The following is a 24,837-nucleotide window of genomic DNA, read 5'->3' as shown; positions in this document are numbered from 1 at the left end:
TTTCTCGCGATGCTGCTTCGCAGCTTCTCTTAATGCGGGTATGATCGGCGTTTACGTTGTCCCAGCCAAGATAGTGGAAGTCGCCCACCGATGCAAAACACCAAGCTCTTGCTAACCAGTTTCACCTTTGTGGGACTGCTCGCACTCGCCGGTTGTTCATTCCCCGGGGTTTACAAAATCGACATCCAGCAGGGCAATGTCGTCACGCAGGACATGATAGACCAGTTACGCCCGGGAATGACCCGGCCGCAAGTACGGTTTATCATGGGCAACCCTCTGCTTGCCGACACGTTCCATGCCAACCGCTGGGATTATCTGTACAGCCTGCAACCTGGTGGCGGTGAACGCCAGCAGGAACGCATGAGTGTCATTTTCGACTCGAATGACCGCCTTGTCAGCCTGTCCGGTGACTTCATGCCGGGCGTCAGCCGTGACGAAGCCATTCTCGGCAAGGACAGTGGCACCAGCGTGACCACTCCTGCTGAAAACGTCGAGCAGCCGAAACCGGAAAAACCGGCCAAGCCTGGCTCCTTGCTGGATCAGATCCAGAAGGACGTCGATGGTGTGGAAACCGTTCCGGTTCCAACGCCAGAACCGCTGGACACCTCGCCGCAATAATTTGCGACGCAATAAAAAACCCGGAAATTCCGGGTTTTTTATTGCCTGCCGTTTGGCCAGCCTACTGATTTCGCGCCTTGGCCTCGGCAGCCTTGGCGGCGCGCAGACGGCGCACCTCTTTCGGGTCTGCCAACAGTGGCCGATAGATCTCGATGCGATCGCCTTCCTGAACCTGTCGAGTATCCGGATCAGCGATCACTTTGCCGAAGATCCCCAAATGGCAACTCTTCAGATCCAGCTCCGGAAATTCAGCATCAATCCCGGACGCCATCAGCACCGCACGCACCGTCGCACCCTCGGCAACGCTGATTACACGCAACACCTGACGATCAACGGCGGCATACACCACTTCGATTTCGATCACCGGCTCAACCATGCATCTGCTTGGCACGCTGGCAGAACGCGTCCACCAGCGTATTGGCAGCCTGATTGAACAAAGGACCGAGCGTCGCGCGAACCAGCGGCCCGGCGTAGTCGAAAGACAGATCCAGACTGATCTTGCAGGCCTTCTCGTTCAGCGCCTTGAACACCCAGACGCCGTGCAGCTGATTGAACGGCCCCTCCTCCAGGTTCATTTCAATCGACTGCCCCGGCACCAGCGTATTGCGCGTCACGAAGTGCTGACTGAGGCCGCCCTTGGCCACGCCGACACTGGCGCGCATATGCTCAGGCGAGCTTTCCAGGACTTCTGCAGACGAGCACCACGGCAAAAACTCGGGGTAACGCGCCACGTCATTGACCAGGTCGTAGAGAAATTGCGCCGGGTAAGGCAGCAGCGCCGATCGTTGAATATGTGTCGTCATGTAAGCGTCACTTCCAGAGCTGGGCGGCAAACACTACAAGAATGCCGATGGGCGCCACATAGCGCATCAAGAACAGAGACAGGGCGAACAGCGCCGGGCTGCGAATCGACAATTCGTCACGCACCGCTTCACGCCCCATCACCCAACCGGCAAACAGCACGAAGCACAGTCCGCCGAGTGGCAACATGATCCGCGAGGTGAAGAAGTCGATCACACCAAAGAAGTCCAGGCCACCGGCCGCACCCCATTGGTAGAGATGGAACACCCCGCCATCGTTCACGAAAAATTTGGCTTCCTTCCAGATATTGAAGGAAAACACCGTGCCCAGGCCGACGAACCAGCAGGTGAACGCCAACCAGAATGTCACCCAGGCACGACTGATTTTAGTCCGCTCGACCAGATAGGCGACCATCGGCTCCAGCAGGGAAATTGCCGAGCTCCAGGCGGCAATGGCCACCAGAACGAAGAACACCACGCCCATCAACTGGCCGAAAAGCACGTTACCGAAAGCAAATGGCAGGCTGACGAACATCAGCCCCGGGCCTTCGCTCGGGTTCAAACCACCGGCGAACACAATCGGAAACAAGGCCAGACCGGCCACCAACGAAACAAAGGTATCGAGCAGCGCCACACCCACGACCGTACCTGACAGCGAGGCTTCCTTGGTCATATAGGCGCCGTAGATCATGATCGAACCCACGCCCACGCTCAGCGAGAAGAACGCGTGGCCCATGGCCGGCAGCAAGCCGTCGAGGACTTTTTCCGGGTGGAAGTCGAACATGAAGTGCACGCCTTCCATGAAATGCCCGGTGGTCATGCTGTAACCCAGCAGCACCAGCACCATCACGAACAGCAGCGGCATCATGATCCGCAGGCTGCGCTCGAGCCCGGCGACCACACCCTTGGCGATGACCACAGCCGACAACAGCATGAAAACCGTGTGCCACAGCGTGATGCGCCACGGGTCGGCGATGACATTACCGAAGTACGCCCCGACCTGATCGGCCGTCGCGCCCTGGAAGTCCCCGCGCCCCATATCAATGATGTAATCCAGCGACCAGCCGCCGACCACACTATAGAAAGACAGGATCAGCAAGGCCGTGATCATGCCAGCGAACGCGCCCCATGACCATTTGCCAGAGTGCCCGGCTTCCAGCGCCAGCACCTTCAGGGCATTCGCCGGACTCTGACGGGCACGCCGGCCGATCAGGGTTTCGGCGAGCATCACCGGAATGCCGATCAGCGCGATACACGCCAGAAACATCAGCACGAAGGCGCCGCCACCGTAGACCCCGACCATGTAGGGGAATTTCCAGATGCTGCCCAATCCCACGGCCGAACCGGTCGCGGCGAATATGAAAACCCAGCGGCTAGCCCAACTGCCGTGGACAGAAACCTTGTCTGTCGACATCGTTTATCACGCCCAAGCGTTAGAAAAAGAGGCCGCATTGTCCGGGATTCACTCAACCTGCTCAAGCACGCAGCATCACCGTAGCCGACAGCCGTTTATCTCCATATAATGCCGCCCCTATGGCTAAACAGAAGAAACACCCAACAGGGACCATCGCGCAAAACAAAAAGGCGCGACACGATTACTTCATCGAGCACAAGTTCGAGGCTGGTCTGGTCCTGGCCGGCTGGGAAGTAAAAAGTCTGCGGGCAAGCAAACTGCAACTGGTCGACAGTTACGTGTTGCTCAAGGATGGCGAAGCGTGGTTGCTCGGCAGCCACATCACGCCTCTGATGACCGCCAGCACCCACGTCATTGCCGACCCGGTGCGTACCCGCAAGTTGCTGCTCAACCGCCGCGAGCTGGACAAGCTCGCCGCCGCCGTGCAGCAAAAGGGTTACGCCTGCGTGTGCCTGTCCTGGTACTGGAGCAAGCACATGGTCAAGTGCGAGATCGCACTGGGCAAGGGCAAGAAGGAATACGACAAGCGTGATACCGAACGCGAACGCGACGCCGGTCGCGAGTTGCAGCGTGCGGTGCGCAACAAGGGCAAGGAAGACTGATTCTTCTGCCTGAATGACCGTTCCCGCGCCCGGCACGGGAACGGTCATGCCTACATCCCTTTGCGTCGCTCGGCGCGAGCCATGCGCTGCACTTCCTGCCGCACCTCTTCCAGCACTTCCTGCACATACAGAATGTGTCGACTGGACACTTCACGCGCCTGTTCCGCGCGCCCCTCGATAATCGCCAGATACAACTCCCGATGCTGCGTGATCAGCATGTCGCGGGTTTCCGTGCGCTGCTTGTACATGCCACCGATGTTGGTCACCACGTTGCGCTTGAGCAGATCGAACAGGCCGCGAATGGTGTGCAGCAACACCGCGTTATGACTGGCTTCGGCAATCGCCAGGTGGAATTTCGCATCCGCCGCGCCCTCTTCCGCCCGGCTCACTTCGTCGTGACGCGAATAGCAGTCCTGCAACTGTTCAAATGCAGCCGTCAGCCGCTCGCGATCCACATCCGTGGCGCGCAATGCTGCGTAATAGGCGCACGATGCCTCCAGCGTGTGGCGAAATTCCAGCAGATCGCGCTGCGCCTCGGGATTGCTTTCCAGCAATTGCAGCAGCGGATCACTGAACGTCGAGCCGAGGCTTTCCACGACATAGTTGCCGCCGCCCTGCTTGCTGACCAGCAAGCCCTTGGCCGCAAGCTTCTGAATCGCCTCACGCAACGAGGGCCGGGAAACGCCGAACTGCTCCGCCAGTGCCCGCTCGGCCGGCAGACGTTCGCCGGACTTCAGCGTGCCTTCGAGAATCATCCCCTCCAGTCGCTCGACAATGTCGTCAGACAAACGGCGCTGACGTATCTGATCAAACCCCATCACTCAACTCTCCACCATCCCGACCGCTCGCCGGGCTCTCTATTCTGGCCTATCGACGCGTTGCCGACACCTGCCAGATGACACTTGGGCGACCGGATCAGATCGAGCTCTGCACCGGTGATTCGACAAAAGTTTTAGGGCGGCAAATTGACACACCGATATCAAGGCTTTTACCCTAGCCAACAGCGATTGTAAATTGGTCTTACCAATTAACCAAGAACGCTGACAGTGCCTGACCAACAACAATTAGGGGCCACCCCATATGCAAACCTGGCAACAGCTCTACAGCCCGCTCGGCAGTCTCGGCGTGTCCGCACTCGCGGCCGTCATCCCCATCGTTTTCTTCTTCCTCGCCCTGGCGGTGTTCCGCCTCAAAGGTCATGTGGCCGGCAGCATCACGCTCGCCCTGGCCATCGCCGTGGCGATCTTCGCGTTCCAGATGCCGGTGGACATGGCGTTTGCCGCCGCCGGATATGGCTTCGCCTATGGTCTGTGGCCGATTGCCTGGATCATTGTGGCGGCGGTGTTTCTGTACAAACTCACGGTCAAGAGCGGTCAGTTCGAGGTCATCCGCAGCTCGGTGCTGTCGATCACCGATGACCAGCGTCTGCAGGTGCTGCTGATCGGTTTCTGCTTCGGCGCATTTCTGGAAGGTGCCGCCGGTTTCGGTGCGCCAGTGGCGATTACCGCTGCGCTGCTGGTAGGCCTGGGCTTCAACCCGCTATACGCCGCAGGCCTGTGCCTGATCGCCAACACCGCACCGGTTGCGTTCGGCGCATTGGGTATTCCGATCATCGTGGCCGGGCAAGTCACCGGCATCGACGCGTTCAAGATCGGCGCCATGACCGGCCGCCAGCTGCCACTGCTGTCGCTGTTCGTGCCGTTCTGGCTGGTGTTCATGATGGACGGCCTGCGCGGCGTGCGTGAAACCTGGCCCGCAGCGCTGGTCGCCGGCTTGAGCTTCGCCGTGACCCAATACTTCACTTCGAACTTCATTGGCCCGGAACTGCCAGACATTACGTCGGCCCTGGCCAGCCTGATTTCGCTGACCCTGTTCCTGAAGGTCTGGCAGCCAAAACGTGCCGCCGGCCAGCACATTGCCGGTGCCGTTTCCGCTTCGGTAGTGACTGCCAGCGTCGGCGGTTTCGGCCAGAAGCGCACCACCGTCGCTTCGCCTTACAGCCTTGGGGAAATTTTCAAGGCGTGGTCTCCGTTCCTGATCCTCACCGTGCTGGTGACCATCTGGACCCTCAAGCCTTTCAAAGCCATGTTCGCTGCCGGCGGTTCGATGTACGCCTGGGTGTTCAACTTCGCGATTCCGCACCTCGATCAACTGGTGATCAAAACCGCACCGATTGTTGCTGCTCCGACCGCGATTCCGGCCGTGTTCAAACTCGACCCGATTTCCGCGACCGGCACGGCGATTTTCTTCTCCGCGCTGATCTCGATGCTGGTGCTGAAGATCAATTTCAAAACTAGTCTGACCACTTTGAAAGAGACCTTCTACGAACTGCGCTGGCCGATCCTGTCGATCGGCATGGTGCTGGCGTTTGCCTTCGTCACCAACTATTCCGGCATGTCCTCGACCATGGCTCTGGTGCTGGCCGGTACTGGCGCAGCGTTCCCGTTCTTCTCGCCGTTCCTCGGCTGGCTCGGCGTGTTCCTGACCGGTTCCGATACCTCGTCCAACGCCCTGTTCAGTTCTCTGCAAGCGACCACCGCGCACCAGATCGGGGTCAACGACACCTTGCTGGTGGCGGCCAATACCAGCGGCGGCGTGACCGGCAAGATGATCTCCCCGCAATCGATCGCCGTGGCCTGCGCCGCGACCGGTCTGGTGGGCAAGGAATCCGATCTGTTCCGCTTCACCCTCAAGCACAGCCTATTCTTTGCCACGATCGTCGGCCTGATCACTTTGGCTCAGGCCTACTGGTTCACCGGCATGCTGGTGCATTAAGACTACAAGCGACATGGAAATAACCGACGCCGGTTCGTGATTCCGGCGTCAGCAATTCACAACCCGGTCTGTAAGGCTGCTGAAAGCAACGCGCTCTATATTCGGCAGCCGCAACAGACGGATAACCGGGCCCACCCGGAGACACGCCTGATGAGCGAGCTTTTTTACAACGCTGTGCCCAACGCCACTCGCGTCGCACCGCCACTGCCCGAACCCCGGCAATACCCCGGCGAGAAACCGTCGCGGGTCTACCTGTTCGGCACGTGCGTGGTCGATCTGTTCTATCCGGAAGCCGGGATGGACGCGATCCACTTGCTGGAGCGCGAAGGCATCCGGGTCGACTACCCGCAAGGGCAGAGCTGCTGCGGACAACCGGCCTACACCTCGGGTTACACCGAGCAGGCACGGACGGTGGCGCGCTCGCAACTGGCGCTGTTTGCCGGAGATTATCCGGTGGTGGTGCCGTCGGGCTCCTGCGCCGGGATGATCCGCGAGCATTATGCCGACTTGTTCAAGGACGAGCCGGAAACGTTGAAACTGGTTCAGGCCCTCGCGGCCCGCACCTATGAATTGGCCGAGTTTCTGCTGTTCGTCTGCAAGGTGCAGCTCAAGGACAGCGGCGAGCCGGTCAAAGTGGCGCTGCACACCTCGTGTTCGGCGCGACGGGAAATGAACACCCACCTGCACGGCCGCGAGTTGTTGGCGCAGTTGAGCAACGTGGAACGGGTCAACCACGATCACGAAAGCGAATGCTGTGGCTTCGGTGGGACATTCAGCGTCCGTATGCCAGACATTTCCGGCGCGATGGTGGCTGACAAGACCCGGGCGTTGAAGGAATCCGGCGCGCATCAGGTACTCAGTGCCGACTGCGGCTGCTTGATGAACATCAACGGCTCGCTGGAAAAACAGAAGGAAGCGCTGCGCGGGCAACACCTGGCGAGCTTTCTCTGGCAACGAACCGGAGGTGCGCGATGAGCACTTCCACGATTATTCCTACGGTTGCCGTAGAAGAAGATTTCCGCACCCGGGCGCACAACGCCCTGGGCGATTCGCAGTTACGGAACAATTTCCGCACCGCGATGGATTCATTGATGACCAAGCGGGCAGCGGCTTTCAGCGATGCCCACGAAAGAGAACATCTGCGTGAACTGGGCAATGCGATCCGTGCCCGCGCGCTCTCCAAGTTGCCCGACCTGCTCGAGCAACTGGAACAGAACCTGACCCGCAACGGTGTGACAGTGCACTGGGCGGAAACGGTGGACGAGGCCAATGGCATCGTCCTTTCGATCATCCGCGCTCACGAGGCGCGGCAAGTGATCAAGGGCAAATCGATGGTCAGCGAAGAGATGGAGATGAACGATTTCCTCGAGGCTCGGGACATTGAATGTCTGGAGTCCGACATGGGGGAGTACATCGTCCAGCTCGACCACGAGAAGCCTTCACACATAATCATGCCGGCAATCCACAAGAATGCCGGTCAGGTCGCGTCCTTGTTCCACGACAAACTTGGCGTGGAATACACCAAGGACGTTGACCAACTCATTCAGATCGGTCGCAGGGTTCTGCGGCAGAAATTCTTCGAAGCGGACATCGGCGTCTCCGGCGTCAACTTCGCCGTGGCCGAAACCGGCACCCTGCTGCTGGTGGAAAACGAAGGCAACGGCCGCATGACTACCACCGTGCCACCGGTGCACATCGCCGTCACCGGCATCGAAAAAGTCGTGGAAAACCTGCGCGACGTGGTGCCGCTGTTGTCATTGCTGACCCGCTCGGCGCTGGGCATTCCGATCACCACCTACGTCAACATGATCTCCGGCCCGCGCAAGGAACACGAACTCGACGGCCCGCAGGAAGTGCATCTGGTGCTGCTCGACAACGGTCGCAGCCAGGCCTTCGCCGACAGCGAATTGCGCCAGACCCTGAACTGCATCCGCTGCGGCGCCTGCATGAATCATTGCCCGGTCTACACCCGCGTCGGCGGCCATACCTACGGCGAGGTTTACCCTGGCCCGATCGGCAAAATCATCACTCCGCACATGGTCGGCCTGGCGAAAGTCCCGGATCACCCGAGTGCGTCTTCGTTGTGCGGCGCCTGCGGTGAAGTGTGTCCGGTAAAAATTCCTATTCCCGCACTGCTGCGCCGCCTACGCGAAGAGAACGTCAAAGCCCCCGACAGCCCTCATCAAGTGATGCGCGGCCAGGGCAGCAAGTATTCGCGCAAGGAACGTTTCATCTGGAACGCCTGGGCGAAGCTCAACAGCTCGCCAGTCCTGTATCGGCTGTTTGCGTTTTTCGCCACGCGTCTGCGCGCGCTGGCGCCGAACAATGTCGGCCCGTGGACGCAGAATCACAGCGCGCCGAAACCCGCCGCCCGCTCACTGCATGACATGGCTCGCGAACACCTGGCCAAACAAGGAGACCGTTGATGAGCGCCAAGCAAAACATCCTCGGCAAGTTACGGAAAAGTCTGACCGGCACCACGCCGATTGCCGACAACTTCGACGTCGATCTGGTGACCCAGCCTTACACCTACAGCGCCGAACAACGGATCCCGCAACTGCGCAAGCTGATGGAAGCAGTGCACACCGAGATCCACCTGACGTCCGCTGATGCGTGGCCGGCGCTGCTGGCGCAATTGCTGCGTGACCGTCAGTTGCCGAGCCTGCTGATCGCACCTACTACGCCCCACGGGCAGCGCATCACACAACACTGGGCGAACAATCCTGATCTGCCGGCGCTGAAGTCCTACGACCGCCCGATGGAAGAGTGGAAAGCCGAGTTGTTCAACGACACCCCGGCCAGCCTGACCGGCACCCTCGGCGCCATCGCCGCCACCGGCAGCCTGATTCTGTGGCCGACCCGCGAAGAACCACGGCTGATGAGCCTGGTACCGCCGGTGCATTTCGCCCTGCTCAAGGCCAGCCAGATCCGCGACAACTTCTATCAGGTGCAGCAGGAATTCGAGTGGGCGCAAGGCATGCCGACCAACGCGTTGCTGGTGTCCGGCCCGTCGAAAACCGCCGACATCGAGCAAGTCCTGGCCTACGGCGCCCACGGCCCGAAAGACCTGGTGGTGTTGATCCTGGAGGACCAATGACCTTACCGGCGACTTTCCTGCGCGATGCGCAGCAGCTGATTCCTTCCGAGCGCCGCTTCGACGATCCGCTGTCGACCCTAGCCTTCGGCACCGATGCCAGCTTCTACCGGTTGATTCCGCAACTGGTGATCCGCGTCGAGTCCGAAGATGAAGTGGTGGCTCTATTGAAGCTGGCGCAGCGCGATCAGGTCCCGGTGACCTTCCGCGCCGCTGGCACCAGCCTGTCCGGCCAGGCGATCAGTGATTCGGTGCTGATCGTGCTTGGGGATAACTGGAACGCGCGGGAGATCCGCGGGCAAGGCACACAAATTCGCCTGCAACCGGGCGTGATCGGTGCCCAGGCCAATGCATGGCTGGCGCCATTCGGACGCAAGATCGGCCCGGATCCCGCCTCGATCAACGCCTGCAAGATCGGCGGCATCGTCGCCAACAACGCCAGCGGCATGTGCTGCGGCACTGCGCAAAACACCTATCACACGCTGGCCGGGATTCGTCTGGTGCTGGCCGACGGCACGCGACTCGATACCGAAGATGCCGCCAGTGTCGCGGCGTTTCGAGTCAGCCACGGTGACTTGCTGGAACGTCTGGCGACTTTGGGCCGCGAGACCCGCGCCAATGCCGAACTGGCCGCGCGAATCCGCCACAAATACCGTCTGAAAAATACCACCGGTCTGTCGCTCAACGCCTTGGTGGATTTCGATGAGCCTGTGGATATCTTGAGTCACTTGCTGGTCGGTTCCGAAGGCACCCTCGGTTTCATCAGCGCAGTGACCTACGACACGGTGATCGACCCCCCGAACAAAGCCTCGGCGCTGATCGTTTTCCCGGATGTGGAAACCTGCTGCAACGCCGTCACCGTGCTGAAAAGCCAACCGGTCTCCGCCGTGGAACTGCTCGACCGCCGCAGCCTGCGCTCAGTGCAGGACAAACCCGGCATGCCGGCTTTCGTACAGCAGCTGTCGAACAATGCCTGCGCGTTGTTGATCGAATCCCGCGCCGCCTCCTCCACTTTGCTGCAGGAACAACTGGCGCAGATCATGGCGTCGCTCAGCGGTTTCCCGGTGGAGAAACAGGTCGACTTCACCGAAGACCCGGTCGAAAACGCCCGCCTCTGGGCAATCCGCAAAGACACCTTCCCTGCCGTCGGCGCCGTGCGCAAGACCGGCACCACGGTGATCATCGAAGACGTCACCTTCCCGGTGGAACAACTGGCGATCGGCGTAAACCGTCTGATCGAGCTGTTCGACAAACATCACTACGACGAAGCGATCCTTTTCGGACACGCGCTGGAAGGCAATCTGCACTTCGTCTTCACCCAAGGTTTCAACAGCGCGGAAGAAGTCGCACGCTATCAGGCGTTCATGGACGACGTGGCGCAACTGGTGGCCGTGGAGTTCGGCGGTTCGCTGAAGGCGGAACACGGCACCGGACGAAACATGGCGCCCTTCGTCGAACTGGAATGGGGCAGCGACGCCTATCAATTGATGTGGCAGCTCAAACGCCTGCTCGACCCCAACGGCATTCTCAATCCGGACGTGGTGCTCAGCGAAGATCCACAGATCCACCTCAAGCACCTGAAACCGCTGCCGGCGGCCGACGAGATTGTGGATAAATGCATCGAGTGCGGTTTCTGCGAGCCGGTCTGCCCTTCGAAAGGCCTGACCCTGAGCCCGCGCCAGCGCATCGTGATCTGGCGCGATATTCAGGCGCGAAAACGTGCCGGGATCGACACCACCGAGCTGGAAAAAGCCTACGAGTACCAAGGCATCGATACCTGCGCGGCAACCGGTTTGTGTGCGCAACGTTGTCCTGTAGGCATCAACACCGGCGAGCTGGTGAAAAAGCTGCGCGGCCGTCAAGCCACGCATACGAAAACCGCCAACTTGATCGAAGGAAATTTCGCCACCACCCTGCAAGGTGCGCGTTTCACCCTGCATGTGGCCAACGGTGCGCGGATGTTGTTGGGGGCACCGCGACTGGCGAAGCTTTCGGCCACGCTGACGCGGCTCTCCAAAGGTCAGGTGCCGCTGTGGACCAACGCGATGCCGCAGCCGGAAAAAGCCATTCGCTTCAGCCCGGCCGTGTCTGACGAACGCCCGCGCGTTGTGTATCTGGCGGCCTGCGTCTCGCGTGTTATGGGGCCGGCGGCGGGCGACAGGGAGCAGATGTCGCTGTACGACAAAACCCGTGGTCTGCTGGAAAAGGCCGGTTATCAGGTGGTGTTCCCGGACAATCTGGACAACCTCTGCTGCGGCCAGCCTTTCGCGTCAAAGGGCTATGCCGAACAGGCCGAGCACAAGCGTCAGGAGCTGATCGGCGCATTGCTCCAGGCCAGTCGCGGCGGGCTTGATCCGATCTATTGCGACACTAGCCCCTGCACGTTGCGACTGGTGCAGGATGTGGGAAATGTTCGCCTGGATCTGTATGACCCTGTGCGATTCATCCGTACGCACTTGATGGATCGTCTGGAGTTCACGCCCCAGGAAGCACCGATTGCCGTTCACGTGACCTGCAGCACTCAGCATCTTGGGGAAAGCCAGGCGCTGATCGACCTGGCGCGCAAATGCAGCAAGACGGTAGTGATCCCGGAAGGCATTCACTGTTGCGGTTTTGCTGGTGACAAAGGTTTCACCACACCGGAGCTCAACAGCCACTCACTGCGAACGCTCAAGGATGCGGTGCAACAGTGCAGCGAGGGAATTTCCACCAGCCGCACCTGTGAGATCGGTCTGACGCAACACGGCGGAATCGACTACCACGGTCTGGTGTATCTGGTGGACCGGGTGACCCGCGCCAAAGCCCCCGCAACCGCCCTCTGAAGAAAAATAGAACCCTTGCGAGCGACCGCAGTCCACAGAACAGGCCCCGAACAATCGGGGCTTGTCCTCCATTCGGTTGCCCGTCCTGACGGCCAGCGAAGTCTGGATCCCTCAGTTCAAGGAGATTCATATGAAACGTTCTGTACTGTTAGGTCTGTTCGTTACTGCCTCGATGATGGCGTCTGCTTCGTTCGCCGCCGACAAGCCCGCCGATCTGTGCGATGCCAATCTGCAAACCATCAACAACGCCAAGGCGCAGGCAATGGCCTCACCCGACCTGAATCAACGGGTAGAAGCCAGTGTGCAAAAAGCCCAGGCACTCAAGGCCCAGGGCAAGATCGACGAATGCGTGGCTGAAACCCAGCAAACCATTCTGGAAATCCGTAAAACCAGCGGAACCAACAACTGATCGAAGCTCAGGCCAACCTTCGGGTTGGCCTTGTGAGCCGTTTGGCGTACACTGCGCAGGCTTGTTACTCACAAGATCCACAGAGCACCAGGCTCGGGGCCGTTTAGGATTCGACGCCGGTTGCGAAACTCTAGGTGCATGCCGACTTGGTAACAGAAGTCGTAAATCCACTGTTGCAACTTCTTATAGTTGCCAATGACGACCAATACGGTGCTGCTCTCGCTGCTTAATTGCAGCTGACATGCACTCCTGGTACCTTCGGGTCCAGCAATCATCAGGGGATGTCTGTAAACCCAAAATGATTGTCATATAGAACAGAATCGCCGTGCAGTACGTTGTGGACGAAGCGGCTAAAACTTACACAACTCGCCCAAAGCACCCTGCCCGTCGGGTCGCTGAGGGTTAACTTAATAGACACGGCTACGCATGTAGTACCGACAGCGGAGTACTGGCGGACGGGGGTTCAAATCCCCCCGGCTCCACCAAATAAACATCTAAAGACGTCCAAGGGCGTCTTTTTTTGTGCCTGAAATCCAGTAAATACGGGGCTTTCAGGTCCAACTGGGTCCGATGGTAAAGCTCATTGAAACTCCTCAGCCAGAGCACAGAAGGTGATTCTGCATATTCCTTGAACGCTCTGTTCTGCTGGATTTTTGGCTCCCTTGGCCAGTGGCATGTCCGTGCTTCTCCTTCGAATCATGTCTTTATCCAGCACTTTGTAGAGACGGTTTTATGCGCTTCAGCAAGGATCAGCAACTCCATCATCGAAGGAGTGAAACGACGCTAGCCCGTGGTGTGTTTCTTCCAAGTGCGAGCTTATCATCGATATACGTCCGCCCATTCGCGCAGATCCGTTGCAGCACAATGCGCAAACTCTTTTAGATCATCCTTGTTCTCAAACTGCTCAACAAGCTCCTTCATGGACTCTTTCAGTTCCTTGGCAAGCTCATCCCACTCGCGTGTGAGGCCTTGCAGTCACTCATCAAGAGCCGCCTGCTAATCTGCATCTATTGTCTTCCGAACATCATCCGCCAGAGACGGCTTGCGCGTGAGGGATCGGCCATCGCCAAGGCCTTGGATTATCGCCTCAAAAGCTGGGCGGCGCTGTCACGCTATCTCGATGACGGCGCGGTCCCCATAGACAGGCGCGGCTGCCTCACGCTCTCCGTGTACCGCCTTCGCCAGGTTTAATGCGACATCAATGGGCAGCCCAGCATGCTATTGCATATCAGTTGTCCATATCTCCAGCCATCTTGACCTGCTGGTATACGGCCCGCATCAGATGAGTGGCAGCAACATTTCTGAACGCCTCATCATTCATCAGGCGGACAAAAATTTCTTCGTTGCCATCCATGCGCTCAATAAACAGGTTCTCAAGCTGTTTGTTGAACACTGGCTCGAAATTTTCGATGCTGTTGGCCATTGCCGCCTGTCGTAACTGCTCGTTGGCAACGGCGGTCTCGCGAACTTGATCAAAAAAGAGTTGGTCGGCAGGGGTGAATTCGGTCCCGAACCGCTCATTCAACTTGCCAACCAAAGTCGAAAGCTGAACATCCTCGTCTGCTTGACCGGTGCCTACATTGGTCGGTCCCTCAAGTGCGTCGGCCTCGCCCGCTTTGAGATCAATCGCCCCTTCACTGATCTTTTGCAGCCGGTAGTATTTCAGCTCGACTTCATCGTCGACCTGGACTGTCCGATTGTCCGTCGTGCGTGGCAGCTTCGTCAGCAGGAAACGAGCATAGGTGTAGAGTTTTTCGTGATCAGAATCCTGATAAGGCACGATTTGAGAGACAAAGCTGTAGAGATTGCGAAAGCTGACTAACTGGCCTTTGAACAGATTCTGATCTTCTTCCCCGATCCTCTCGAAACGTTCAATCGCCAGATCGAGCAGACCGTTCAATTTCTTGTGCTCGCCGCCTGTTGGATTAAGGCGATTGCGGAACCAAATTTCACACCATTCATCCACCTCGGCTTTAGTGAAAATCTTCCAGCTAGCGAGCTTGTGCGCCAGCGTATTGAGTTGCTGCGGATCGGTATCGTCGCCCTTATCAGTCGTCTCGTAGTACGGTTTGAAGGCGGTGTAAATGTCCGCAGGCTCGTTAACAAAGTCGAGCACGAACGTGTCGGTCTTGCCGCGCGTCGTACGATTAAGGCGTGAGAGGGTTTGCACGGCCTGAATGCCGGACAGGCGCTTGTCGACGTACATGCTGTGCAACAGCGGCTGATCAAAGCCCGTCTGGTACTTTTCGGCCACCAGCAAGACTTGATACTCCTCTGTATTGAACTTTTCCGGCAGTTCGGATTCCTTTATGCCGTTGTTCATGCTCACTTCGGTGAATTTCTTGTCAGCGAACTCTTTAAGCGTGATTTCGCCTGAGAAAGCCACCAGTGATTTCACGTCGATGTAACCCTTGTCCTTGATGTACTTGTCGAACCCTAGCTTGTAGCGCACAGCGTGTTCGCGTGAGCCGGTTACCACCATCGCTTTGGCCCGACCGCCTATCTTGTGGCGAGTATGGGTGCGGAAGTGCTCAACGATAACTTCGACCTTCTGTGCGATCTCGTAGTCATGAAACTCAACGAACCGAGCTAGGGCACGTGCGGCCTTGCGGCGCGGCACGTCGGGATCGGCCTCCGCCTTCTGGATTAGCCTATAGTAGCGCTTGTAGCAGGTGTAGTGCGCCAGCACGTCATGAATGAAGCCCTCCTCGATGGCTTGCCGCATGCTGTAGTGGTGGAACGGCGCTTGGCCGTCTGGGCCGGGTTCATTGAAGACGGCAAGTGTCTTGAACTTAGGTGTCGCCGTGAAGGCGAAGAAACTTAAGTTGGGCTGCTTGGCGCGCTTAAGTTGCTCACGCAGCAGTTCCTTCTTCGCTTCCTCGCTCATTGCATCGTCGTCCATGTCCAGCAACTGCTCGGCGATGGCAGACTCAATACCGTCCTTATTCAAGATCTTGCGAAGCTCCATCGCGGTTTCGCCGCTTTGCGAACTATGCGCCTCGTCCACAATGACGGCGAAGCGCTTGCCCGCAGTCGAGATTGCTACACCCTTGCCGCTAGCCTCCATCGTGCGGATGGCTTGGGTGATGAAGGGGAATTTCTGGATTGTCGAAATAATAATCGGCACACCATCAGCCAGCGACTTCGCCAACTGCTGCGTGTTTTCGTCGATCTTCTGCACCACGCCCAGCTTGTGTTCAAACTGAAAGATCGTATCTTGCAGCTGCTGATCCAGCACGCGCCGATCAGTGATGACCACTACCGAGTGAAAAATCTTCTCATTGCCGGAGTCATGCAAGCTGGAGAGTCGGTGCGCCAGCCAAGCAATCGAATTCGATTTCCCCGAGCCAGCGGAATGCTGGATCAAATAGTTGTGCCCTGAACCATGTGTTTGCGCGTGATCAGTGAGTACCCGAACCGCGTCCAGCTGGTGGTAGCGCGGGAAGATCAACGACTCTTTTCGGTGTCGTTTGATACCCTTTTCAGTGACGACAGCTTTTTCCTCTACATTCAGATGGATGAAGCGGGCCAGAATGTCCATCAGGCTGTCACGGGTCAGCGCCTTGTGCCACAGATAGGTTGTGCGCACATCTCCTACCGCAGGCGGATTGCCCGCTCCGTGGTTGTACCCCAGGTTGAAGGGCAAGAAGAATGTTTCCTTACCTTCCAGCTTGGTGGTCATGAATACTAGCTCAGTATCCACCGCGAAATGCACCAAGCAACGCTGCTTGAAAGCGAACAACAGTTCCTTAGGGTCGCGCTCAAATCGATATTGGTATTTCGCGTTCTCCACGTTCCAGTGTGTCGCCGACATATGGTTCTTCAGCTCCAACGTCGCCACGGGCAAGCCATTCACCGCCAACACAATGTCGGGGATTGCCCCGCTCTTGGTGTTTACTTGTCGCACAATCGTCAGGCGGTTGTCGTCGTAACGGCAGGTAGCAGAGGGGTCTAGTCCGGTATTAGGCGCAAAATAGGCCAGTCGCACCGTCTTGCCCACACATTTGAAACCTTCCCGCAATATCGCTAACGCCCCTTTTGCGGCAAGCTCCTTCACCAAACTGTCCAACAAAATCGCTGGCGCTTTGGTCGCGTCGAGTTGGGTCAAGCGCGTCCAAAGTTTGGGCTGCGTCTTCTGCACAAAGGCGACGACATCCGCCGGGAACAATGCCGTTTCCGGGTCGTAGGTGCTGGGGTCACCTCTTTCATAGCCGCCGCTCTGGACGAGAGCGTGCTCGATGTCATTTTCAAAGTCGATTTCTTTGTGCATCTTTCTCATCCTTTAAATGCATTGGATTCGGCCTGTTAGCGAATCACCTCAATATTGCTATTTTCCAGATCCGCCAGCGCCATGCCATTGAGGTCGGCGTAGTGATAGTGCCGTATCGTGTGATCGCGCTGCAGATACTTGCCGTCCGCATCCAGATACGGAGTAGGGTTTGGATGATTGCTAAGCACGTACTTGGTGGCGTGAATAGAGCTGCGTTTTGTGGTGTAGGCATTAATGGTGGCGTGCAGCGCCTTGAGCCAATCCACACTTGCTTTCAACTGATCCGGCACGTCGTGCGGAATGCTCTCCGACTTGAACTCAAGGCAGTACACATACAGCTTGCTTTTACGCAGGTTGAACACCACGAAGTCACAGCGCCTCGACCATGGCTTGGCAGTATCGTCCAGGAAGTGGAACAGCGGCAGCGACGAGCCATTTTTCTTGGCGTCCAGCTTTATCACTAACGTCTCGCCCGTGGTCTGCAGGATCACTTTGTATTCAATGGGCTTGCTACCGCTTTGGCCAAATATTTTTTCCTTCAACACCACCTCACTAACACCGCATTGCGGCTCTCCGTAGTGGTTGATATTGAGATAGGACTTCAAGCAATTGAAGTAACCTTGTGCCGTTAGCGCCATTTACTTAGCTCACACCTAACGCGATTTGCGGTATCCGCACTGCTCGCACGTCAATTTGCCCAGTGACGGCGTTGGTGATCAGAGCGGATCGGTACTCTTGCAAAAGAGAAGCCATGCTTTTCTTCCTTTCGTTTTTCTCCGCATCAACAGAACCTGTCATTGATCTGATCAATGCATCAATTTGTGCAACTTTGAAGTCAAGGAAGCGTGCGATTATTACTTGCTCGTCCAGTGGAGGCTCAACTGCCTCAATCCGAACAAGGTCACTGGCATTGATGGCCGGATAGCTGACACCTACCGACTTTGAGACCACTTCGCCGACAAATCCATTTGACTGCAGTAGATATCCCGCGAACCCAGAATGAAGGTTCTCTTTGGGGCGAATAACTGCAAAACCAGTTGAAACAATCATGTTCTCCGGTGGTTTACAAATCGGCGCGATTGCCTTGAGATAAGTTCGCACTGTAGAAACAATGATATCGCCGTCTTGCACTCTTCTCCGCGCTCGAGATGGTGCTTTTTCAAAGAGCATTATTTCTGACTTTTCAACCCCACCCGTCAGCGTGACACTCGAAATGTCTACATAATCAATTTCAAAATCAGGGTCTGTCTTCTCATCTAACGTCTCATCATTGTGCGAGGCTACGTTTTTGATCCGTTTGATAGCCCAATGCTCGGGTATCTCTTTTAACCATGCGCAGTTGGTTGCTTTGTATTTTTTGTATGGAAAGTAGAGAATCATCACAGCACCTCACTCAGCATGGACACAATTTCTTTTTCGAGTTGACTGATTTCACCTGCAATTTCGCCCAATGGGCGCGGCGGCTGGTAAATATAGAAGCGCCGGGTCAGGGGAATTTCGTATCCAACCTTGGTTTTGCTGTGATCGATCCACGCATCTGCAACGTGTGGCAGGACTTCGGCTTTGAGGTAGTTCTCGCAGTGGTCTTTCACCAATGCCAGCAGATTGTCGTGGCCGGTTTCGTTATCGTAGCCAAGCGGCAGCGGCAAAATAATGTCATCCGGTAAGGCCACGATTTCGTTGTCCCGCAGCTCGGCGTCGGGTTCGGGATTTCCTTTGGCATTCAGGCAAATGTCTGCTTTGGGGTCGCGCTCGGACAGTGCAGCCAGGATGGCCTTCTTGACCAGCGCACCGACCTTAATGCCGGCCTTTTTAAAGACAGCCTGGAGCACGGTCTCAAATGCAGGACGGTTTAGGTACAGCAGATCGCCGTCCATGCCTTGCAGAGCGGTTTTTATGGCGGCCTGGGCCTCCTGTCCTGCTTTGATTTCCGCACGATAGGCTGCATCGTCCTTACGCTTCTTGCTGCTGGCGAGGTTGACGAAGGAACTTTGACCGTCCAGCTTGGCTATTCGCTCGGCACTGAATTGGAAGTTCAAGCGCAGCGGGCGCTCGACAGTGATCTTGAGAAAGCCAAACTCGCGGTTATCTAAGAGCTTGCTGCAAACGCGACGCTCAGTCTTGCCGTCCACCAAAACTTCGCTTTCCGCATCGTGGTCGTGTTCGGCGTACAGGCGCACCAACTCCTTGATGTGATCGTCCGACAGCTCGTTGCGCTTATTGCCCAAGCTCTTGTCCATCTTCTTGAAATGCCGTGTGCCGTCGATTAACTGCACCTTGCCTTGGCGATGGACTGGCTTATTGTTGCTGACGACCCAGACGTAGGTGTAGATGCCCGTGTTGTAGAACATCTGGTCTGGAAGGGCGACTACGGCATCAAGCATGTCGCGCTCGATGATCCAGCGGCGGATATTGCTTTCGCCGCCGCCTGAATCGCCACTGAACAACGGGGAACCGTTGAAGACAATGGCGATTTTGGAGCCGTCGCCGCCCTCGTTCTTGCCATCCACAAGCTTTGGCGGGTTATGCATCTTGGAAATCATGTGCTGCAAAAAGAGTAGCGAACCATCCGTGATACGTGGCAGGCCAGCACCAAAGCGACCTGTGAAGCCCTGATCTTCATACTCTTCGCGCACAAAGTCCTCTTCCGGCTTCCACTCCACGCCAAAGGGCGGGTTGGCCAGCATGTAGTGAAATTTCTTGTCCGGGTGACCGTCGTGCGGCACAAAACCATTGGTCTTGTTCTTGGCGTCCTTGATGCCCAGTGTGTCGCCATAGATCAAGTTGTTGATCGGCTCATCCTTAATCAGCAGGTCAGAGCAGCAGATCGCGTAAGATTCTGGGTTGTATTCCTGGCCAAAGAGCTCGATATGTGCGTCTGGGTTCAGCCCATTTGTGAAACCGTCTCCACAGATGAACTTCTCCGATTCGGACAGCATACCGCCGGTACCCGCCGTGGGGTCATAGACGCTGCGGTAGATACCTTTTTCGTAGATTCCCTCCTCTCCGGTGAACAGTAACTGCACCATCAGACGAATGACTTCACGCGGGGTGAAGTGATCCCCGGCCTCTTCGTTGGCTTGCTCATTGAATTTCCTCACCAATTCTTCGAACAGGTAGCCCATCTGTAAATTGCCGATGGCCTTGGGCGAGAGGTTGATTTCTGCGGAGCAGAACTCTTTGATGATAAGGAAAAGCCGGTTCGCCTCGTCCAACTTGGCGATCTCGGTTTCAAACTCAAACTTGTCGAAGATATCGCGGGCGCGCGGCGAGAAGCCCTGGATGTACGCGATCAAGTTGCCAGCGATGTTAGGTGCATCACCTAGCAGCTTCTCAAACGTAAAGCCGCTGGTGTTGAACAACTCCTGCTTGCGGTTGGTGGCAGCGATACGCGAAAGAGTCTTATCCAGGGCGGGGCCGGTGATGCCTTTGTCTTCCAGGCGTTTCTTTTCGTCCAGCACCTTCTGCTTGTTTTCGGCCAAGACCAGATCGAAGCGGCGCAGAACAATCAGCGGCAGCATCACGCGGCGGTACTGCGGTGGACGGTAGGGGCCGCGCAGCTTATTGGCGATGTTCCAGATGAAGCCGACTAGGCTCTGGTGTTGTGCGTTTTGCATGGGCGATTCCTGAATACTGTTAGTTGTTGCGTGACGTGTCTACTTGTACCGATCAGGCCTGCGTCATATCTGCTGCAGCCATCTCCCAGCGCTTGCTCTCAACGGCAACAGGCTTCATGTCGGACACTGAGGAGGCTAGGTGTCCACGAGCTCTGTGCCTCTCCTCTTGCGTCAAAATGATTGGCGACGCCGTGCCCTAGCCCCTGAAGTAGATGAACCTCCTGGAGGCGAAGTCGTAGTTGCTAGGAACTAAATTCTTGCGAAGGCTTTTACTTGATTCGAATGCTCGAGCCTTTCCCCGTCGTCGACAGTGAACTTGTGGATCAACTCAGGCAGGACGAAACACAGGGGTCCGCACAGCCCAATCCGCTAGCCATCAGACATCTCCCCAGCGTTTGCGAAGTGTTTTAATCAAACCATTGCCGCACAAAGGGCGGCCATCCGGCCCAAACCGCGCAACCGAACCATCCGTCAGGCCGAAGACCTCCTCAATCCGCAGACGAATACTGCTGACCTTGGCATCCGGACGAGCTGCACGATAACGTGCTGCCTTTCTGTTGGTAACTACGACCTGACTCTCTTCCCCCAGATCCTTAGCTCCCAATCGTTTTTCTCCTCGAACTCCTCCAGATTTTCCTCTGCATCCACGACCTCAGTGGCTACCTCCTCTTTCTGGCCATGGGAGTACCAGGTACTGCCGCCCTCCTTTTCCCACACCGGACCATCCTCGACGTGGAATGTCCGCACACCCTGCGAGGGTCTTATATAATCGCTATAGCGGGGTTTCACTCCAGACAAGCACTCAAATATGCGCCCAGGTCACCAATACCTTTTTGGGAGCGGCAACCAACAGGAATTCCGACCAGCAGGATTCGTGGAATTTGACGCTGAAAGCGCTATTCAAATAGAGGGTAGCTCGCAGCCTCGAGTCGTCCACGGCCAACCTAAGCAACACTTACATCACGGCCCACAGACTGATTGCAGCCACTCAGAGTCACCCTGCGACCATTTTGGTTCTACAAGATACGAAGCCCATGCAGGCCTGCTCTAAGCGACCCACCTCCACAACCGCTCTGCCCTCTCACAATCGACTAGAAAGGATTAGCAACCACCAAGCAGTGCGACGTAAAGCCTGAATGGGGGGACAAATGGGGGGATATATAAAAAAATAAAGAAAATAACCATTAAAATCATATGGTTGATCAATAAAAAACGCCGCCCACAAGCCGAGCTAACCTAAAACCGATTAGCTAGAACAGGAGGGGTTATTGGCAGATCTCAACGTTAGAAAGGTATTTGATCGAGTCCTCCAGATCAGAGTGAACATCATCGGCTCGGTCGAGCTCGCCTCAGAGCATCATAAAGGGACACGGTATTCCAAAAAGTATTCCAAGAAAAAAATATAATCATAAAAATCGTTGCAAATCAGTTCGTTACAGATTCAATTCAGATTACCCCGGCTCAACGACAAGGCCCGCCAATTGCGGGCTTTGTTGCATCTGGTGGATTGAAACTTGAAGAACGAGACTTTCCTACCAGCATCCTAGGAAATTTCCCGCAACCCGCGTCGACTTCCATGAACTGGTTCAAGATGCTTCCAAACGCTAGTCTTCGCGCTCCGCTGCAACCCGGCAGATGGTTTACCAAAGGGATTCGCCGGGAGCCTGAAACCATGGAGCCTCGTCATGAAAAAAGACAACCCAAGCCTGCCTGATCAAACACCGTCTCACGAAGCCGAATCGAAAGAGCCGGCTGTGCTTGCCCAGCCTCAGGAATACGTGAGAAAGTCGCGTCGCACCCTGCCTTTCAACGAGATTTTCTCCGTGCGCACCGACGTGGACACGGCCACTCTGCTGACCCATGCCTGCGAAACCCTGGCGGCGCTGAACATGGTGACGGCCAACATTGCCGATGATTTCACGGGCTCTCAGCGCAGCCGGTTGCTGGCGATTCGGCAGCTGTCGATCATGACCGAAATGCTGGTCAATCGCGCCGTGGAGAACCTTGATCCGGTGAATCTGGTGCCTCGTACGACGGCGCCTGTCGTGCACTGACAACGACCGTTCGTCGATGGCGCAAGTCGTTCATCGACATGAACTTTTCTTCACCCCGGCGGCGGTAATGGCCGTGTACATTGCCTTCGCTCATTCAAGAAACTACGGTTCGCCCGCGCTCCTGCGGGCTTTTTTTCGCCCGCAATTTGGCGGCGATTTGTGTTTTCCTGCCCACCGGGCAATTCTGGTGATCAATCCCGAGACCCGGAGCACCCGATGCCGCTGCTGACCCTGCCCTGTCAACGCCTGACGCTCGCGGTACTTGACCCGGATCAAGCGCCGCTGGAAAGCGCGTTCTACCAGCGCAATCAACGTCACCTCGCGCCGTGGTCACCGATTCGTACCACCGATTACTTTTCCACTGAACAGATCCGCCGACGCCTAGAGATACAGGCCAGCGCCTTCGAAGCCGGGCTGGCGGTGCATATGGCGTTGCTGACCCCGGACGGCGAGCAGATGATCGGCGCCTGCAATTTCAGCGGAATCATCCGCGGTGCATTCCAGGCCTGTTATCTGGGTTATCACATCGACGAAGCGCATCAGGGCAAGGGTTTGATGCAGGAAGCGCTGGAGGCGGCCATCGCCTACATGTTCGACACCCAGAATCTGCACCGGATCATGGCCAACTACATTCCCGGCAATGAACGCAGTGCCCGGTTACTGGAGCGCCTTGGATTCGAACGTGAAGGCTATGCCAAGGCGTACCTGAACATTGCCGGACGCTGGCAGGATCATGTGCTGACGGCGCGGGTCAATCCGCGTTTCGAAACGCCGGAGCAACGCTGGTCACGACCGCTGTCCTGACGTTCACAAATTATTAAGGATTGGCCGCGTAAGCTCGGGTTTCCGCTCACTTCCGGTTGCCTGAACCCATGTCGCGTGCCGCCTGTTCCCTGCTTCTGCTTGCCGCCCTGCTGTTCTTTTTTGCCCTCGGCAGCCATCAACTGCAAGGCTCCACCGAGGCCCGGGTCGCGGGCATTGCGATGGAGATGCACCTGGACAACGACTGGGTGACACCGCGTCTATTCGGTGAGCCCTTCCTGGAAAAACCGCCCCTGAGCCTGTGGCTGGACGCCGGCGCCATGCGTGTTTTCGGCGTTTCGCCCTGGGCGGTGCGACTGGCGTCGGCGGTGGCCGGGTTGCTCAGCGTGATGCTGCTGTACGCGATGTTGCGCCGCTTCGAACGTCCGAAGGCCATCGCCTGGACGGCGGGGATTCTGCTGGCGACCATGGCCAGTTACTGGAGCAACGTGCGCGGGGTCGGCGAGGATGCTCTGCTTGCCCTCGGCGTGACCATGACTTTGCTGGCCTTTTTTCAGGCGCAGCGAGCACCGACTCCAGGCAATTCGTTGCTGTTTGTCGCCGGGATCGCCTTCGCCACGCTGAGCAAAGGCGTGCTCGGGCTGGCGATGCCGGGCGTGGTGATTTTCGCTTTTCTGCTGGCCGACAATCTGATGGACAAGCGCTTCAAACTGACGGACTGGCTGCGTCCGGGTTTGCTGACACTGGTCGGCCTGATCCCGCTGATGATCTGGCTTGCAGTGCTCTATCAGCGCGGCGGCGTCCAGGCGGTCAGCGAAGTCTTGCTGACCAACAGCGTAGGACGTTTCAGCGGATCGTTCGTCGAAGCCGGGCACTATGAGCCGTTTTACTACTACCTCGCCAAACTGCCGCAGGCATTTCTGCCCTGGAATATTCTGGTGTACCTGGGCCTGTGGCATTTTCGCAAGGAACTGAAGGCCAACCGTTACCTGCTGTTTTTCAGCCTGTGGATCATCGCGCAGTTCATCCTGCTGACCCTGGCCTCGAGCAAACGCACGGTGTACCTGATGTCGATGACACCCGCAGCGGCAGTGATCGCGGCGGAATACGCAGGCGTGCTGTTCGACAAGCTGAAGGATCACAAGAATGGCTTTGTCGGACGAATCGCCCGCCATCGTCAGATAGTGGCGGCGGGGATACTGACGGTGGTCATCGCCAGCTACCTTGGCGCCGCGCAATGGGCACTGCCGAACGCCGATAAACACCTGTCGTTCCTGCCGCTGACCGAGCACATCCAATCCTTGCAAGCGAGCGGCAATCAGGTCGCACTGTTTCAAGCCAACGAGCGGGTCGGCGGCGCCAGCGTGTTCTATACCCGGAGTGTCCTCAAGGGCCTGGATACCGATGCGCAATTGAAGGATTTCCTCAGCGCCTCGCCATCGAACATCGCCGTGATCTCGGGAGACAGCGAACCCGCCGCGCCGCTGAAAGTCCACAAGACCATGATGGTCGGGCGCCAGGCGTATTACTTCGTGGGCTATTGAAGCCACGACAGCACAAACAAAAAACCCGCCGGTGATGGCGGGTTTTTCATTTCAGC

20 protein-coding genes, 1 other RNA gene and 1 pseudogene are annotated in these 24,837 nt (G+C 57.2%); 13 read left to right on the top strand and 9 right to left on the bottom strand.

Annotation, left to right across the window (positions count from 1 at the left end; translation table 11 throughout):
- Positions 1 to 90: 90 nt before the first annotated feature.
- Positions 91 to 618: an outer membrane protein assembly factor BamE gene (locus AC0R79_RS05005; RefSeq protein ID WP_474733509.1), complete on the top strand. Its 528-nt coding sequence runs from the start codon at positions 91 to 93 to the stop codon at positions 616 to 618.
- A gap of 61 nt (positions 619 to 679) precedes the next feature.
- Here AC0R79_RS05005 and AC0R79_RS05000 read toward each other — a convergent pair whose 3' ends face one another.
- The 3 genes from AC0R79_RS05000 to AC0R79_RS04990 are packed head-to-tail and all read right to left on the bottom strand — an operon-like array spanning position 680 to position 2,832.
- A complete protein-coding gene (locus AC0R79_RS05000) occupies positions 680 to 994 on the bottom strand; it encodes an RnfH family protein (protein WP_375745368.1) in 315 nt (104 codons plus the stop codon).
- Entirely contained in the window at positions 987 to 1,421 is a 435-nt protein-coding gene (locus AC0R79_RS04995) for a type II toxin-antitoxin system RatA family toxin (protein ID WP_003221509.1), read from the bottom strand. The genes AC0R79_RS05000 and AC0R79_RS04995 overlap by 8 nt, the downstream gene beginning before the upstream one ends.
- A 7-nt stretch (positions 1,422 to 1,428) precedes the next feature.
- Positions 1,429 to 2,832 carry a sodium-dependent transporter gene (locus AC0R79_RS04990; protein ID WP_007953780.1) on the bottom strand — a complete coding sequence of 468 codons (1,404 nt, stop codon included), beginning with the start codon at positions 2,830 to 2,832 and terminating at the stop codon, positions 1,429 to 1,431.
- A gap of 119 nt (positions 2,833 to 2,951) precedes the next feature.
- Between AC0R79_RS04990 and smpB the strand changes: the two genes are divergently transcribed.
- Positions 2,952 to 3,434 carry an SsrA-binding protein SmpB gene (gene smpB / locus AC0R79_RS04985; protein WP_007953781.1) on the top strand — a complete coding sequence of 161 codons (483 nt, stop codon included), beginning with the start codon at positions 2,952 to 2,954 and terminating at the stop codon, positions 3,432 to 3,434.
- Positions 3,435 to 3,484: 50 nt separating this feature from the next.
- Here smpB and AC0R79_RS04980 read toward each other — a convergent pair whose 3' ends face one another.
- Positions 3,485 to 4,252 carry an FCD domain-containing protein gene (locus AC0R79_RS04980; protein ID WP_258712885.1) on the bottom strand — a complete coding sequence of 256 codons (768 nt, stop codon included), beginning with the start codon at positions 4,250 to 4,252 and terminating at the stop codon, positions 3,485 to 3,487.
- Between the two features lie 262 nt (positions 4,253 to 4,514).
- Here AC0R79_RS04980 and AC0R79_RS04975 point away from each other — a divergent pair, with 262 nt between their 5' ends.
- The 8 genes and pseudogenes from AC0R79_RS04975 to AC0R79_RS04940 form a co-directional block, all read left to right on the top strand.
- Complete coding sequence (locus tag AC0R79_RS04975; protein ID WP_474733503.1) at positions 4,515 to 6,209, top strand: lactate permease LctP family transporter; 1,695 nt, start codon at positions 4,515 to 4,517, stop codon at positions 6,207 to 6,209.
- Positions 6,210 to 6,359: 150 nt separating this feature from the next.
- On the top strand, positions 6,360 to 7,184 hold the full coding sequence (locus tag AC0R79_RS04970; RefSeq protein ID WP_474733501.1) for a (Fe-S)-binding protein: 825 nt from the start codon (positions 6,360 to 6,362) through the stop codon (positions 7,182 to 7,184).
- Positions 7,181 to 8,635, top strand: a complete 1,455-nt coding sequence (locus tag AC0R79_RS04965; RefSeq protein ID WP_474733498.1) for a LutB/LldF family L-lactate oxidation iron-sulfur protein — start codon at positions 7,181 to 7,183, stop codon at positions 8,633 to 8,635. Before AC0R79_RS04970 ends, AC0R79_RS04965 begins: the two co-directional genes overlap by 4 nt.
- Positions 8,635 to 9,306 carry a LutC/YkgG family protein gene (locus AC0R79_RS04960; protein ID WP_102687340.1) on the top strand — a complete coding sequence of 224 codons (672 nt, stop codon included), beginning with the start codon at positions 8,635 to 8,637 and terminating at the stop codon, positions 9,304 to 9,306. The genes AC0R79_RS04965 and AC0R79_RS04960 overlap by 1 nt, the downstream gene beginning before the upstream one ends.
- On the top strand, positions 9,303 to 12,125 hold the full coding sequence (locus tag AC0R79_RS04955; protein ID WP_474733493.1) for an FAD-binding and (Fe-S)-binding domain-containing protein: 2,823 nt from the start codon (positions 9,303 to 9,305) through the stop codon (positions 12,123 to 12,125). Before AC0R79_RS04960 ends, AC0R79_RS04955 begins: the two co-directional genes overlap by 4 nt.
- Before the next feature lie 130 nt (positions 12,126 to 12,255).
- On the top strand, positions 12,256 to 12,534 hold the full coding sequence (locus AC0R79_RS04950) for a hypothetical protein (RefSeq protein ID WP_007953788.1): 279 nt from the start codon (positions 12,256 to 12,258) through the stop codon (positions 12,532 to 12,534).
- Positions 12,535 to 12,629: 95 nt separating this feature from the next.
- Positions 12,630 to 13,019, top strand: a transfer-messenger RNA (tmRNA) gene (gene ssrA, locus AC0R79_RS04945).
- Between the two features lie 538 nt (positions 13,020 to 13,557).
- A pseudogene (locus AC0R79_RS04940) lies at positions 13,558 to 13,677 on the top strand (IS66 family transposase); the annotation flags it as partial.
- Between the two features lie 85 nt (positions 13,678 to 13,762).
- On the opposite strand, the gene AC0R79_RS04935 reads toward AC0R79_RS04940, so the two are convergent.
- The 5 genes from AC0R79_RS04935 to AC0R79_RS04915 form a co-directional block, all read right to left on the bottom strand.
- A complete protein-coding gene (locus AC0R79_RS04935; protein WP_474733491.1) occupies positions 13,763 to 16,804 on the bottom strand; it encodes a type I restriction endonuclease subunit R in 3,042 nt (1,013 codons plus the stop codon).
- Positions 16,805 to 16,839: 35 nt separating this feature from the next.
- A complete protein-coding gene (locus tag AC0R79_RS04930) occupies positions 16,840 to 17,409 on the bottom strand; it encodes a hypothetical protein (RefSeq protein WP_474733489.1) in 570 nt (189 codons plus the stop codon).
- A 37-nt stretch (positions 17,410 to 17,446) separates the two neighbouring features.
- Complete coding sequence (locus AC0R79_RS04925; RefSeq protein WP_474733487.1) at positions 17,447 to 18,184, bottom strand: restriction endonuclease subunit S; 738 nt, start codon at positions 18,182 to 18,184, stop codon at positions 17,447 to 17,449.
- Positions 18,184 to 20,421, bottom strand: coding sequence for a type I restriction-modification system subunit M (locus AC0R79_RS04920; RefSeq protein WP_474733486.1), 2,238 nt, complete (start codon positions 20,419 to 20,421; stop codon positions 18,184 to 18,186). The genes AC0R79_RS04925 and AC0R79_RS04920 overlap by 1 nt, the downstream gene beginning before the upstream one ends.
- Positions 20,422 to 20,797: 376 nt before the next feature.
- The gene (locus AC0R79_RS04915; protein WP_474733484.1) at positions 20,798 to 21,025 is read right to left on the bottom strand and encodes a hypothetical protein; all 228 of its coding nucleotides are present in this window, start codon (positions 21,023 to 21,025) and stop codon (positions 20,798 to 20,800) included.
- A gap of 1,081 nt (positions 21,026 to 22,106) precedes the next feature.
- Between AC0R79_RS04915 and AC0R79_RS04910 the strand changes: the two genes are divergently transcribed.
- The 3 genes from AC0R79_RS04910 (at position 22,107) to AC0R79_RS04900 (ending at position 24,781) form a co-directional block, all read left to right on the top strand.
- On the top strand, positions 22,107 to 22,475 hold the full coding sequence (locus AC0R79_RS04910) for a DUF6124 family protein (protein ID WP_474733483.1): 369 nt from the start codon (positions 22,107 to 22,109) through the stop codon (positions 22,473 to 22,475).
- A 216-nt stretch (positions 22,476 to 22,691) separates the two neighbouring features.
- Positions 22,692 to 23,279 carry a ribosomal protein S5-alanine N-acetyltransferase gene (gene rimJ, locus AC0R79_RS04905; RefSeq protein ID WP_115076483.1) on the top strand — a complete coding sequence of 196 codons (588 nt, stop codon included), beginning with the start codon at positions 22,692 to 22,694 and terminating at the stop codon, positions 23,277 to 23,279.
- A 68-nt stretch (positions 23,280 to 23,347) separates the two neighbouring features.
- Positions 23,348 to 24,781: an ArnT family glycosyltransferase gene (locus AC0R79_RS04900; protein WP_474733481.1), complete on the top strand. Its 1,434-nt coding sequence runs from the start codon at positions 23,348 to 23,350 to the stop codon at positions 24,779 to 24,781.
- Positions 24,782 to 24,837 lie beyond the last annotated feature (56 nt).

It is taken from the genome of Pseudomonas sp. HD57-3, from assembly GCF_056113135.1.
Note: the sequence above shows the minus strand (reverse complement) of the source record. Positions and strands in the feature narration are given on the sequence as shown.